The sequence below is a fragment of the Bacillus sp. CH_70 genome (genome assembly GCF_038007045.1).
GTDB classification, from domain to species: domain Bacteria; phylum Bacillota; class Bacilli; order Bacillales; family Bacillaceae_G; genus Bacillus_A; species Bacillus_A cereus.
This window is the reverse complement of record NZ_JBBOWL010000001.1, coordinates 57801-71574: the sequence shown is the minus strand read 5'-3', so window position 1 is coordinate 71574 and position 13774 is coordinate 57801. Positions and strand designations below refer to the sequence as shown.

Genomic DNA, 13774 nt, shown 5'->3' with positions numbered 1-13774 from the left:
TTATTTATTCACCTTTCTCATGCTGTAAATTTGCATTACGCTCATATAACATATACAAGCCTTTTAACGTTAAAAATGGATCTACAATATCAATTACATTCGATTCTTCTGAAATTAATTTCGCCAATCCACCTGTTGCAATAACTTTCGGCTCTTGTTTAGCTTCTTCTTTCATACGCTTAACAATACCTTCCACTTGTCCTACATAACCATAAAGAATGCCTGATTGCATCGCACTTACTGTATTCTTCCCAACAACACTGCTCGGTTTTGTAATTTCAATACGAGGAAGTTTTGCTGCCCTACTATATAAAGCCTCTGCTGAAATCATAATTCCTGGCGTAATAACTCCACCCATATAATGCTTTTCTTCATTAATATAACAATATGTAGTAGCCGTACCAAAATCAACAATAATAAGTGGACTTCCATACAATTGGATTCCCGCTACTGCATTTACAATTCGATCTGCGCCTACTTCACGTGGATTTTCATATTTAATATTTAGCCCCGTTTTTATTCCAGGCCCTACTACAAGCGGTTTAATTTTAAAATATTTTTCACACATACGTTCTAAAGCGAACATAATTGGTGGTACGACTGAAGACACAATAATACCTTTCACATCTTCAAACGAAAGACCCTCATGATCAAGTAACTGTTTTACAAGCATTCCATATTCATCTTCTGTCTTATGACGATCTGTTTCCATGCGCCAATGCTGACGAAGTTCCCCCTCTTCAAACACGCCTAGTACAGCATTTGTGTTCCCTACATCCAATACAAAAATCATATTCTCACCACTTATCTTATTTAATCTATATTTGTGTAGTATGTATAAAAACTTATAAAAACATCATATCACACATACTTATATAATCAGCTTTCCTATCCTCATCATTTTACAAAAAGATTGCTCTCTATTTCAATTTTTAATACTAGTTTTACTTAAATTACTTTATCCACTAAGCCCTTAATAGTAATTAACAAAAATCTTAACAAACAAAAAAGGAGTGACGATAGTCACTCCTTCATTTCTTACTTATCTTCTTTATCTTCATCGTCTTTCTTCATATTGATGTTTACTTTCACATCATCTGAAGATGTTGGACGCTCAGGTAATCTGCCATAATCATATAAATGATTAATTTGCTCTGCGTCTAATGTTTCTACTTCAAGTAACGTTTTCGCGATAATATCAAGCTTATCTCGTTTTTCAGTAAGAATATGTTTCGCACGAGCATAACATTCTTTAATAATTGTTTGCATTTCCACATCAATTTCATGTGCGATTGCATCACTGTAGTTTTGTTCTGAATGGAAGTCTCTTCCTAAGAATACCTGACCACCTTGTGAGCTACCAAATTGCATCGGTCCAAGCTTATCACTCATACCGAATTCCGTAACCATACGTCTTGCAATACCAGTTGCACGTTGGAAATCGTTGTGAGCACCTGTACTTGCTTCACCAAATACAATCTCCTCAGCTACTCGACCACCAAGTAAACCAGTGATTTTATCAAGTAACTCTGGCTTTGTCATGAAGTAACGATCTTCCTTCGGAAGCATTACCGCATATCCACCAGCCTGACCACGAGGGACAATTGTTACTTTATGAACGACATCAGCTTCATCAAGAACAACACCAATTACAGTATGGCCTGCTTCATGGAAAGCAACGATATTACGTTCTTTTTCAGAGATAACACGACTTTTCTTAGCTGGACCTGCAATAACACGATCCGTTGCTTCATCGATATCACTCATGTCAATCTTCTTCTTATCTCGACGTGCAGCTACTAAAGCAGCTTCGTTTAATAAGTTTTCAAGATCCGCACCAGAGAATCCTGGTGTACGAGTCGCAATTGCTCTTAAATTAATATGCTCATCAAGCGGTTTATTACGCGCATGTACTTTCAGTACAGCTTCACGGCCATTTACATCTGGACGATCTACTGTAATTTGACGGTCAAAACGACCTGGACGTAATAACGCTGGGTCAAGAATGTCTGGACGGTTTGTCGCAGCAATGATAATAATACCTTCGTTTGCACCGAATCCATCCATTTCAACAAGTAACTGGTTCAATGTTTGCTCACGCTCATCATGACCACCACCAAGACCTGCGCCACGTTGACGACCTACTGCATCAATTTCATCAATGAAAATGATACAAGGAGCATTTTTCTTTGCATTTTCAAATAAATCACGTACACGTGATGCACCGACACCGACAAACATCTCTACAAAGTCAGAACCACTGATAGAGAAGAATGGAACGCCAGCCTCACCTGCAACAGCACGTGCTAATAAAGTTTTACCTGTACCTGGAGGTCCAACTAATAGGACACCCTTCGGAATACGGGCACCAACTTCAGAAAACTTACGAGGGTCTTTTAAGAATTCAACTACCTCGACAAGTTCTTGTTTCTCTTCATCCGCCCCAGCAACATCTCTGAAACGAACTTTTTTCTTTTCATCATTATATAACTTCGCCTTACTTTTCCCGAAGTTCATAACACGGCTACCGCCGCCTTGAGCCTGGTTTAATAAGAAGAAGAATAAAATGAAGATGATGACAAACGGAATGATTGAAGTAAAGAATGTTACCCAAGCACTTGTTTCTTCTGCTGGTTGATACTTAACTTCGGCACCTTTCGCTTTATCATTGATTTTCTTTTGTAATTCCTCAGTATTTGGTGCATAAGTAACAAATTGTTCTCCTTGGCTAGAGTTATTGAATTGTCCTTTTACCTCAAATACACCATTTTTCGGTTGAAGTTGCACATTACGCACTTCACCGCTTTCTAGTTTAGTAATGAATTTGTCGTAGCTAACTGATGTCGTTTTTTGTGTCGAACCATTAAAATAGCTCACGATTCCAATTACTACTAAGAATATCAGTAAATAAAAGATGGTATTACGGAAGATACGATTCATTCCTAACCTCCTCTCACGGCATAAACACTATAGTAAATCGTAACATAGAAAAACTTTCCTATACAATTGTAAAGCCTGTATTTAATTAATTTGAGTAAACGCTTGGTTTTAATACGCCTACATAAGGAAGATTACGGTACTGCTCTTTATAATCTAATCCATATCCTACTACAAATTCATGTGGAACAGTAAATCCAACATAATCCGCTTTCAGATCAACCTTACGGCCTGTTGGCTTATCTAATAATGTAACAATTTTTACAGACTTCGCTTTACGATATTTGAATAAGTCTACTAAGTAGCTTAGTGTAAGACCACTATCAATAATATCTTCGACGATTAAAATATCGCGACCTTCTACAGAAGTATCAAGATCTTTTAAAATTTTCACTTCGCCTGTTGAAACTGTAGAGTGACCATAACTAGATACAGCCATAAAATCCATTTCAAGATATGTATCTGTTCTCTTTAATAAATCTGCCATAAATGGCATTGCGCCTTTTAATACACCAATTGCAAGAGGTACTGTGTTTTTATAATCCTCTGCAATAACTGCACCTAGTTCGCGCACCTTTTCTTGTATTTGTTCTTCAGAAATTAATACTTTTTCGATATCTTGATTCATCATTTCATTATCCTCCCGGAAGACTCCTTGCTTTTGTAGTGAATAATCATATATTTACCCTTCTTTGCCATCTCTTTCGAAATTGCAAATGCAGATCGCTTCAACAAGGGTACCCAAATAATGTTCCCACTTGCATCACAAACGACCGGCCATTCTTCTCTTTTTTCTTTTGGTACTTTCGCTTCGATAAAAATAGCTTTTATCTTTTTCGTGCCATCCATACCTTGTATTGACATGCGATCTCCATTTTCCCTAGAACGAATACGAAGTGGATATGATATATCATTATACTTAGCAACAAATACTGTTTCATTCATGTTACTTGGTATATCTTCGCTCACCTCTGTTACAAATTCATCCCCGTTCAATAGTGTAATGGTCCCGGGTACTGATAAATCTTGCAAAAAAGGAGAGACAATTTCTTGTTTAAATCTAAAGCTACACTCCTCGTATGTGCGAACAATTTTCAAATCACCTGGAAAATCAAGTGAACCTGAAGGTTGTGTCCGCTTAAAAAACTCAATCACCTTGTCAATATGTATAGAAGAAAGAGAAGATGGAATCTTATATTCATAAAGATAGTTTAATATTAGTTGAATCCCTCTTCTTTGTAAAGGCATAGACATGGATTCAAAGGCAGGAATTGATAAGCTAATTTGTTTATCACTTTTTTTTGTAATTACTTTATTCATTTTCTCAAAAGCTAATTCCTGCAAATAAGCCTCATCCTCTTGCATCTGCACGCTAAATTTTTGGAATTTCTCATGCATTTGTGGATTTTCTTCTTTTAAGTGAGGAAGGACATATTTACGTAATCGATTCCTTGTATATACTTCCTTTTTATTACTCGGATCTATACGTGGAATTAAATTTAGCTTATTACAGTAATCAACAATTTCTTCCTTCGTTACCCCAAGTAACGGCCTAATTAAATATCCATTATGAAAAGGACGCTTCACTGCAATTCCTGCATATCCTTTCGGAGTACTCCCTCTTACAAGACGCATTAAAATTGTCTCGACTTGATCATCTCCATGATGTCCAAGAGCAACATATCTTGCATCATATTTCTTCATTATTCTTTCCAAAAATGCATATCTGCATTCTCTAGCAGCAACCTGTGCATTCATTCCGTATTGCTGTTGATATTGTGATACATTAATCCTTATCGTTTCACAAATAATTCCCAGTTCTTCACAAAGGTCCTGCACAAACTGTAAATCCTCATGAGATTCATCACCTCTAAACATATGATCCACATGAGCTACTACAATTTCCAACTGTTTTTCCGCTCTTTTTTCTAATAAATAATATAAAAGGGCTAACGAGTCAGGACCACCAGAAACTCCCACAACAATTGTTGAATCATTCTTTAATACATCATGCTGCTTTACAAAGTCATCTACTTTTTCAACAAATGTATCTTTCAACTTCGCAATCACCTTTCATTAAACAAGAACAGCAACGTTAGTTACCTTGTCTATAATGGTACAACTTTTACAAACATTGTGCAAAAAAAAGATATACAAAAATTACATTTTTATCTTACATCCTCCGTGTATATTCATAAAATCAATAACATTACCTTTTCCCACAAAAAAACCTAGGTATTCACCTAGGTTTTTAAAATCAAATTATAGATAAACATTCCACTTATATTTTACTGCGCCTGCATTCCTACAATCGGAATCGTAGCCCACTTCGGCATATTTTTCTTCACTTTTGCCACCACAATAGTCATATCATCATTTATATAACCATCACAAGAGCGAATCACTTCTTCCATAATGATATCAGCAATTTCTTGCGGGTCTTCGGTTTGCAATTCTTTAATTTTCCGCTTCATCCATAATTCATGATTCTCTACATGCTGCGCGCCCTCAAAAATCCCATCGCTCATCATAATAAGGATATCGCCCGTTTTTAATTGTTCACCCACCACATCAACTTCAACATCTTCGATGATTCCCATCGGCAAATTACTTGCTTCAATTTTCAAAATATTATTCGCGCGTTTAACAAAACTCGGCGTTGATCCAATCTTTAAAAACCTAGCACTCGCATCCCGCAAATCTACCATAGCTAAATCTAATGTTGTAAACATCTCTTCTGTCGTTCTCAAAGAAAGGATTGAATTGATAGACTTAATAGCTATTTCTTCATCAATACCCGATTGGAGTATTTTTTGTAATAATTTCACCGTTTCCTTACTTTCCATATGAGCTCTTTGCCCATTACCCATACCATCACTAATCGCAAGTGCGTATTTACCAACACTTAAATCCATCATCGCATAAGAGTCACCCGAAACAAACCCACCGCCTTTTGCGGCTGTAGCCAATCCTGTATCAAGAGAATACGTCTTCGCCGAACCAAATGATATTAAACTGTGACCATTCGGATAAGAAGACTTTTCTTCATGTTTAACGACAATATTTTCTTTAAGGATATCCGAAAGCATCGGTGCAACTAACTTTTCACATTCACCATGTTCATTAGATGCAACTGGAATCAACATTTCAATATCAATACTTCCTCTATCTAAACAATAAATATCAACATGCTCTACTTCGACACCAAAATCACGGAACGCTTGCATAATCTGCTCTTCCTGCACTTGATGATTTTCACGCTCTCGTTGTATCTCCTTAGCAAAATCTTCCATAACTTTTGATACACCTAATAGTTGCTCCGCTACTATTCTACGATTTTCCTTCATTTGTTTTCGCAATTTTTGTCCCTCATAGAAGTGATCTAATTCACCCGCTACTAAATCCGTCACTTTTTTCCCTCTCACACAATGCTTGTCCCACTCACGAACTAATTTACGATTATGTTGCAGGGTTCCTTCTTCCGTTTCATTCATTATTTGTTTCATATAATCGTACGTTTTATCGAAATTCACTACCCAGCATTGATCCTTTTTAAAGCACGTTTGACATGTTTTCGCAGTAATTGTACTCAAAAACAAATCTGCTTCTGTCTCTTTATCTTCTTCCTCTACATACCCATATACAGAAAAACTATTAGATAAAGCAGCAAATACATTTGCGAATTGGTTGATTTTGTTCGCTGTAACATCACGCATCCTTCTTAAATATTGTTGTTGATCTTGCGAATGCTCTTGTGTACCTGGCATAAATTTAGCAATACGATCCAAAACAAGCTTTGGCGTTAATAAGAAGATAGCAATCGCTACACCTGACTCAATTAAAGTTGTTACAATATTTGTCTGCTTGTCTACATATAATGTAATTAAGCTTGTCCCTATTAATAAACCTAAACTAACACCTAAACGCTTCCCTTCTTTTAACAACCCACCAAGTAATCCAGAAAAAGCGAGAAGGCTAAGCTGAGACAAACTAGACACATTTGCTAAACTTAATATCAATCCTGTTACGACCCCCACTGTAGATCCTGTAGCAGCACCCGCAATAAATGCAAATACTAGTACTAAATACCTTGTAAAAATATGTTGAATAGAAGCATCATATACAAACCAATCTGTTGTACCCGTTAAAACAGATGCTAGTAATATAATCAAACAAACAATTTCTTCTGTCTCTAAAGCCTGTTGTTTTCCTTTCCTTTCCACTAAAAGCGGGACACTTTGTAAAAATATCATAGTTAATACGAAACTAAGCCCAGCCTCAATGGTACTAACGAGTAAATCGTACATGGTGACAGTTTGTTGCGCAAAATATACAACAACTAAGTGTGCGGTTAATGCGGAGATAAATACTTGAAATGGAACAAGTCCAACGGTTTTACGTGTAAATCTACTAAAGAAGATATTATAAATGAAGAAAGTAAAGATAGATGCAAAAGTAAAAAACAAATTATCTATCGAGACTGAAAGAGCTCCTCCCATTAGAGCTAAAAATGCTAGCGGCATCTTATCCCGCTTCATAACATAAACAGCAGCAAAAAACGGTAGTGCAAACGGTAAAATATTTGTTAATATATATGCTCTTCCCAAAAGAAAACCAATAACAACAATAATAAATCCCCATCTAAAGAAAACTTGTTCGAATTTCATTCGCAACTTACTCGTCCACTTTATTCCTCCAAGCTGACCCTCATTCATTGCCAATGCACTTGTATTCATAGTATTCCTTCCTGCTTTAGGCATATTTTTAACACCACCTGCATAGTTTAATTACTGTCATTATAAAAGATGATTGTTGGGATTTTTGTCAAAACAACAGTTTTCACTTTTATAATCGTTCGACTTTTTATTCGAAATAACTCTACAGATATACACGGTATGTAAGTTATCCTTGATTTTTTAATTAAATATTCAGAAAATATAGGGTGATTTTGTAGAAGTGTTGTATGTCTTAATCCATTTAACAAAAAAAGATCATGCAAATTTGCATGATCTTTTTAGATGACCCGTACGGGATTCGAACCCGTGTTACCGCCGTGAAAGGGCGGTGTCTTAACCACTTGACCAACGGGCCGTTAAAATAAATATAGCGGCGGAGGGGATCGAACCCCCGACCTCACGGGTATGAACCGTACGCTCTAGCCAGCTGAGCTACACCGCCATGTCGTCTTATTTAACGGACAATTAGTATCTTACATCAGATATTATTTAAAGTCAACACATCTTGAAAACTTTTTTAAAATATATTTTCACATATAAAAAAGCACCCTGAGCCATCACTCTGGGTACCTCTCTATATGTTAAAAACTAAACGCCTTATTATCCGCGACGTGCGCCACGGCCACCACGTTTAGACTCTGTGTTACGCTTTAAAGAAGTTAAACGATCTTCGCTATCCTTTAAGAAGCGTGCCATCTTTTGCTCAAATGTTTCTTTTGGAGCTCGGTCGTTACCGCCACCACGATTATCTCTGTTGAAAGAGCGATTATTACGTTGTGGACGTCCAGAACGTTGTTGATCACCACCGCGTTGGTATTCACCGCGTGGACGATCTCCTTCTGTTTTTTCACGTTCTTTCGCTTTTTTGATAGATAAACCAATCTTTCCATCTTTTTCAACATTAATAACTTTTACTTCTACTTGGTCGCCCACTTTTAAGTGATCGTTAATATCTTTTACATAGTTATCAGCAACTTCACTAATATGAACAAGACCAGTTAAGCCTTCTGGCAGCTCCACAAAAGCCCCAAAATTTGTAATACCTGTTACTTTACCCTGTAACTTGCTGCCTACCTCGATTGACATAAAAAAAATGCTCCTCCTTAGTGGTTAAAAAGTCAAATTTTACTTTATTATATATAATCCTAAAATATAGTGTCAATAAGACATACTCTACTTCGAAACAGGAAAAATTATCTCCCCTTTACCAGAGAAGAAATAATCCCTTCTAGCAATCTTTAATACGTACTCTTCATCATTTAACTTTTGAACTTCGTCTTTTAGACTTTTTTCTTTATTCGTTAATGAATCCAGTTCTTTTTTCATGTCCTTAACTTTTGCTTCTTTTGCTTTAATGGAACTGTTTTGTTGATAAAACGTTACACTAATACTCGCAATAATTGTAAAAGTAAAGACAAGAAAAACCGCTAAACGGCGATAAAGTCGCTTCCTGTTCTCATCCGTTTGTATTATATGCTCTTTAACAGGATTTGGACTCTGTTTTTCGATTGTTCTTTGTCTCAGTTCCCTCATTTCCGAGGTCCCCCTAACTTCTTTTTTATACGCTCCCATATTTGGAAGATATGTCCCTTCAATTTTGCTATATATTGCAGGAACCCTATATGTTTCACTATAAAAAGTTTAACACGATTAGGGAGAAGTTTCCATATGAGCGAAGCAATAAATCGAACAGGCCAGAAAAAAACTTTCCATATGAAAAGTAATATCCAAATCACAATTTTCCATAACACATGTCCAATTGAAAGCAGTATACGAAATAAGAATAATATAAATGCAATAAATAGCTGCGCTATAATAATAACAGGTTTTATCATGAGTAGCTGTATAATTCGAACAAAAAAATATGTTGTTTGCATAAAAATATAGATGAGAAAATTTAACAGCTTCATGTATAGTGCTTTCAGTAAGCTTTGATATGCCGCAAAACCACATAACAATGCCAAAAACACATATATACGTAGTTCAGCTTCATTTACGAGAAGCAATACATAAAAGACGAATAATGCTTGGACAATCCAAAATAATATATCTTGTATAAATACAAGCCAACGTTTACGTTCTTGGCGCTTTAAAAAACGTTGATATGTATCTAAAGACGCTCCAATCCAAGCACCCATTCCAATCATTGAAAGCATTGTATACAACTGAATTGTTAGACTCATTTAAACAACTTACTAAAGAAACCTTTAGTTTTTTCTCCTTGATTTTCATCAATATACAGCATCTCATTAACTTTCCCTTTAATCGACACAATACCTTTTTCTACATCTAAATTTTTCATTTGTAAATTTTGACCACGAATCGTTAAAAAACCCATTACGGTCTCTAGCAAAAACTCTTCGCTATCAAAACTCTCTACCTGCTTCACACCGGTAATATCAATTATACGCCTGCCACGCATAATAATGTCATGTTCTACAGAAACATTTTGTTGATTAGAAGACGTAGGTGAGTAACCATTATTCACGTAAATCCCCCCATAGGTTTTTACTAGCTAATAGTAATGTATGAGGGGATACATAATTTTAGAACAAGCCTTCTTCCGCTTTTACTTTTTCTTCACGAACTAAGCTATACATATTTGCTGCATCTTCTTTTTTAGTTGTTTCTTTCAATTCATTTATTTTTACAGTCACTATTTTTTGACCAAAACGAATTGTTAATTCATCAGCTACTTTCACATCAGAACTCGCTTTTGCCACTTGACCATTAATAGATATTCTTCCTTGATCAGCTACTTCTTTCGCTAATGTTCTTCTTTTAATTAAACGTGACACTTTTAAAAACTTATCTAGACGCATATCAAATCCCCCTATTAACGCTCTGTTTGTTTCGCTTCTTCCCATAAAACATCTAACTGTTCTAATGATAAATCTTCCATCTCTTTATTCATTCCAGCTACTTTTGCCTCCATGTATAAAAAACGACCAGTAAATTTCTCATTAGTTGAACGTAACGCCTCTTCTGGATCTATTTTATAATGACGGGCTATATTAACAAATGCAAATAGTAAATCACCAAACTCACCTAGCATCTTTTCCTCATCCATGTTTGTAACTTCTTGCTGGAACTCTTGCCATTCTTCCAAAGCTTTCTCTATCATCGGCTGCACATCAACCCAATCAAATCCAACCTTACCAGCTTTCTTCTGAATTTCAAAGGCGCGTAGTAACTGCGGCAAACTTTTAGGAACGCCATTTAAAACAGATTCTTTCACGAATCCTTTTTCTTGTTTTTTAATTTCTTCCCAATTGGCAATCACTTCATCAGCATTGTTTACATCCGTATTTCCAAATACATGTGGATGGCGACGAACCATTTTCTCAGATAGAGTTCGAATGATATCATCTATAGAGAACCAACCTTCATCTTCTCCGATTTGAGCATGAAGCATAACTTGTAATAATATATCACCTAATTCTTCTACTAAGTGATCATCATCCTCTTCATCAATTGCTTCCAACACCTCATAAGCTTCCTCAATTAAATATTTCTTTAATGATTGATGCGTTTGCTTTTTATCCCACGGACAACCATTTGGACCACGCAGGTCTGCAATAATTTCTCTAAGAACATCAAACTGTTGATACAAGGACGCACGCTCCTGAACAGGTGGCACGTACACACTTGTTAAATTATTCAATTCCGTTTCATGATCTAACATGTACAACGGTACCTTCTTTACTTGTTCAAATGAAGTTCCTGCAGCTGTTACGATATACACTTCATAATCATCTGGCAACATCTCCATTAATGTTAATTTCACATCAGATGCAACGAATGCATCATATACTTGGCAAAAGATTAAATGTTGACGTAATTCTAATTGCCCTCTTTCAAATGATGTAGCATCAAGTAATTGAAATCCTTCAATCGGGTCAATTTTTAGGCTTGCAAACATAGGATCAAGGAAACTTTGTCCACCCTCAATTCGCACTTCAACATTTGAAACGTCTCCTTTTTCCAACAATAGCTGAACTGTTCTTTCTGCTACAAGTGGATGTCCCGGAACCGCATAGATAATTTCTGTACCTTCAGCTTGTTCTAGCAATTTATTCGCAATTGTTTCATATACAATTTCAAACGTATCATGTGCTTCATATACAGCATCAAAAGCCGTATATTGTATGCCTTCTTTCTCTAATTCTTCTATAACCGGATGTTCCTTCGTTCTAACAAACAGATGGTCTGCTTCTTTTATTTTTCGATATACACCCATCGTTAGCTGATCTAATTCACCAGCACCTAAACCTAAAACAGTAATGATTCCACTCACAACCTGTCACCTCTATCCACTCTTCTTCAATGAACCTTCTTTTTTCTCTTGTTTCATAACAGTTCCTAATTCTTTTTTTGTAAATACACGTAATTTTAAAATAAAAAACATATATGTCAATCCGCCGATGGCTACACCTAACAACGCTTCAAGCGTCGCGCTCGCTCTATGTTCCGTATCAATTACTAATCCAGACATCTGCAACACACGCGTGAACATCATTAATACAAATCCCATACAGATACCACTAATTACTACACCTAACATATTTCGCTTATTGATAAGTGACCCTGATACAGCTCTCATAAGCAACAAACTATTTAGTCCAGAAATTATGATTAACGCACATAAAGTCGCTAAGGCTGCCCCTTTCACACCAAAATAAGGCATGAATATATAATTTAACGCTAACTTTAAGCAACCTCCAAATACAACAAATAATGCTGGCTTAAATGTTTGTCCCAACCCTTGTAAAATAGAAGCCGTCGTAATTGACAATGAACTAAATAAAATAGATAAAGATAAAATAGATAAAACATCTGATCCATCACTATTTTCAAACAACATAATATTCGTAGGTTGAATAATACAAGTTAGTCCAATAGCTGCTGCAAATCCAATAACAAATGTTATTTTCATTGCTAACTTTACCTTTTCTTGAATAAAGGAAAGATCTCCTCTTTCCTTCGCCGCTGTAATAATTGGAATAAGTGATAACGAGAAAGAAGTCGTCACAACAGTACCTAATTGCATTAGCGGAATACTTCTATCATAAACACCCTTTAATACTTTTGCACTTTCAGCCTGTTCTCCCGCACCAATAAGTAAAGTGTACAAGGACATTGAATCAGCCATCTGTATAAAAATAAGCACTAAATTACTAACACAAATCGCTAACCCCTGCCAAAAAAGGATTTTAATTATCTTCCTTTTACCCTTAATTCTCGCTACACGTTTAAAAAATATGGAACGAAAATCTCGACGCATATACAACATAAGTACAATAATCCCAATAAGTCCACCCGCAATTGAGCCTAACATAGCCCCTGCACCAACTGTATATAAATCAAATCCGTGAGCAATTAGGAATAGCGATAAAAATACAATAATAGAAACTCTAATTGTTTGTTCTATTACTTGCGAAACAGCCGTTGGCATCATATTATTGAACCCTTGAAAATACCCTCTTGCTACAGACAAAAACGGCATCAATAAGAACGAAAATGAAATAACACGTAGCAACTTATCTAAGTGCATATCGCCCATAGCTATCGCGATTGTTTCGGCCCCAAAAAACAATGTAAAGAAACCTATAAAACCAATTCCTAATAAAAACCAAAAAGATACACAAATAATTTCTTCTGCTTCTTTCTGTTTTCCCCACTCTAGTCGTTCTGCAACCATTTTTGAAATGATAACAGGAAACCCATAAGTAGCTAAAATTAAACAAAATCCATAAAACGGGTAAATTTGTTGGTAAATATAAAAACCAATATCCCCTGCTATATTTTGATATGGAATACGGTAAAAAGCGCTTAATACTTTTGTAACAAAACTTGCAATCGTTAATATAATAGCCCCACGCCAAAAGGCTTGATACTTCTTCGCTTCCATACAAGAAAACTCCTTTTTCTATTCTCACCTCTCGTATTATATCATAAAGAAAAGCACAAACTCCCTTACCACCACGGGTAATACTAGGTCCCTACACGTTAAAAATATTCAACGAAAAAAGGTAGCAAAGCGCTACCTTCATTCAATATACATATATCTCCAAATAATTGATTTCTCAAAAAGAAAGATC

At 35.8% G+C, this 13774-nt stretch carries 12 protein-coding genes and 2 tRNA genes; all 14 read right to left on the bottom strand.

The genetic code is table 11. From position 1 onward, the window contains the following. Positions 1–4 precede the first annotated feature (4 nt). On the bottom strand, positions 5–793 hold the full coding sequence (locus N2V79_RS00355; protein WP_000578365.1) for a type III pantothenate kinase: 789 nt from the start codon (positions 791–793) through the stop codon (positions 5–7). A gap of 245 nt (positions 794–1038) precedes the next feature. After that, entirely contained in the window at positions 1039–2940 is a 1902-nt protein-coding gene (gene ftsH, locus N2V79_RS00350; protein ID WP_001079669.1) for an ATP-dependent zinc metalloprotease FtsH, read from the bottom strand. A gap of 85 nt (positions 2941–3025) precedes the next feature. Next, entirely contained in the window at positions 3026–3568 is a 543-nt protein-coding gene (hpt, locus tag N2V79_RS00345; protein WP_000981846.1) for a hypoxanthine phosphoribosyltransferase, read from the bottom strand. After that, positions 3565–4995, bottom strand: a complete 1431-nt coding sequence (gene tilS, locus N2V79_RS00340; RefSeq protein WP_000655457.1) for a tRNA lysidine(34) synthetase TilS — start codon at positions 4993–4995, stop codon at positions 3565–3567. The genes hpt and tilS overlap by 4 nt, the downstream gene beginning before the upstream one ends. Positions 4996–5225: 230 nt before the next feature. Next, complete coding sequence (gene spoIIE / locus N2V79_RS00335; protein ID WP_340719516.1) at positions 5226–7697, bottom strand: stage II sporulation protein E; 2472 nt, start codon at positions 7695–7697, stop codon at positions 5226–5228. 259 nt (positions 7698–7956) lie between these two features. Beyond that, positions 7957–8028: transfer RNA gene (locus tag N2V79_RS00330), tRNA-Glu, on the bottom strand. A 13-nt stretch (positions 8029–8041) separates the two neighbouring features. Next, positions 8042–8115, bottom strand: a tRNA-Met gene (locus N2V79_RS00325). Positions 8116–8273: 158 nt separating this feature from the next. Beyond that, positions 8274–8759: a S1 domain-containing RNA-binding protein gene (locus N2V79_RS00320; protein ID WP_000021451.1), complete on the bottom strand. Its 486-nt coding sequence runs from the start codon at positions 8757–8759 to the stop codon at positions 8274–8276. An 87-nt stretch (positions 8760–8846) separates the two neighbouring features. After that, positions 8847–9206: a cell division protein DivIC gene (gene divIC / locus N2V79_RS00315; protein WP_001208739.1), complete on the bottom strand. Its 360-nt coding sequence runs from the start codon at positions 9204–9206 to the stop codon at positions 8847–8849. Next, a complete protein-coding gene (gene yabQ / locus N2V79_RS00310; RefSeq protein WP_000059781.1) occupies positions 9203–9856 on the bottom strand; it encodes a spore cortex biosynthesis protein YabQ in 654 nt (217 codons plus the stop codon). Before yabQ ends, divIC begins: the two co-directional genes overlap by 4 nt. Beyond that, positions 9853–10161 (bottom strand): sporulation protein YabP, encoded by a 309-nt coding sequence (gene yabP, locus N2V79_RS00305; RefSeq protein WP_001059104.1) that lies wholly within the window; start codon positions 10159–10161, stop codon positions 9853–9855. Before yabP ends, yabQ begins: the two co-directional genes overlap by 4 nt. Positions 10162–10219: 58 nt before the next feature. Next, the gene (locus tag N2V79_RS00300; RefSeq protein ID WP_001234876.1) at positions 10220–10495 is read right to left on the bottom strand and encodes an RNA-binding S4 domain-containing protein; all 276 of its coding nucleotides are present in this window, start codon (positions 10493–10495) and stop codon (positions 10220–10222) included. A gap of 14 nt (positions 10496–10509) precedes the next feature. Further along, complete coding sequence (gene mazG, locus N2V79_RS00295) at positions 10510–11970, bottom strand: nucleoside triphosphate pyrophosphohydrolase (RefSeq protein WP_340719515.1); 1461 nt, start codon at positions 11968–11970, stop codon at positions 10510–10512. 12 nt (positions 11971–11982) lie between these two features. After that, positions 11983–13584: a putative polysaccharide biosynthesis protein gene (locus tag N2V79_RS00290; protein WP_000387594.1), complete on the bottom strand. Its 1602-nt coding sequence runs from the start codon at positions 13582–13584 to the stop codon at positions 11983–11985. Positions 13585–13774: the final 190 nt, after the last annotated feature.

Excerpts from the sequence above, each read along its gene's own strand:
- N2V79_RS00355 (WP_000578365.1), bottom strand. The coding sequence starts at position 793 with ATGATTTTTGTATTGGATGTAGGGAACACAAATGCTGTACTAGGCGTG.
- ftsH (WP_001079669.1), bottom strand. The coding sequence starts at position 2,940 with ATGAATCGTATCTTCCGTAATACCATCTTTTATTTACTGATATTCTTA.
- hpt (WP_000981846.1), bottom strand. The coding sequence starts at position 3,568 with ATGATGAATCAAGATATCGAAAAAGTATTAATTTCTGAAGAACAAATA.
- spoIIE (WP_340719516.1), bottom strand. The coding sequence starts at position 7,697 with ATGCCTAAAGCAGGAAGGAATACTATGAATACAAGTGCATTGGCAATG.
- N2V79_RS00320 (WP_000021451.1), bottom strand. The coding sequence starts at position 8,759 with ATGTCAATCGAGGTAGGCAGCAAGTTACAGGGTAAAGTAACAGGTATT.
- divIC (WP_001208739.1), bottom strand. The coding sequence starts at position 9,206 with ATGAGGGAACTGAGACAAAGAACAATCGAAAAACAGAGTCCAAATCCT.
- yabQ (WP_000059781.1), bottom strand. The coding sequence starts at position 9,856 with ATGAGTCTAACAATTCAGTTGTATACAATGCTTTCAATGATTGGAATG.
- N2V79_RS00300 (WP_001234876.1), bottom strand. The coding sequence starts at position 10,495 with ATGCGTCTAGATAAGTTTTTAAAAGTGTCACGTTTAATTAAAAGAAGA.
- N2V79_RS00290 (WP_000387594.1), bottom strand. The coding sequence starts at position 13,584 with ATGGAAGCGAAGAAGTATCAAGCCTTTTGGCGTGGGGCTATTATATTA.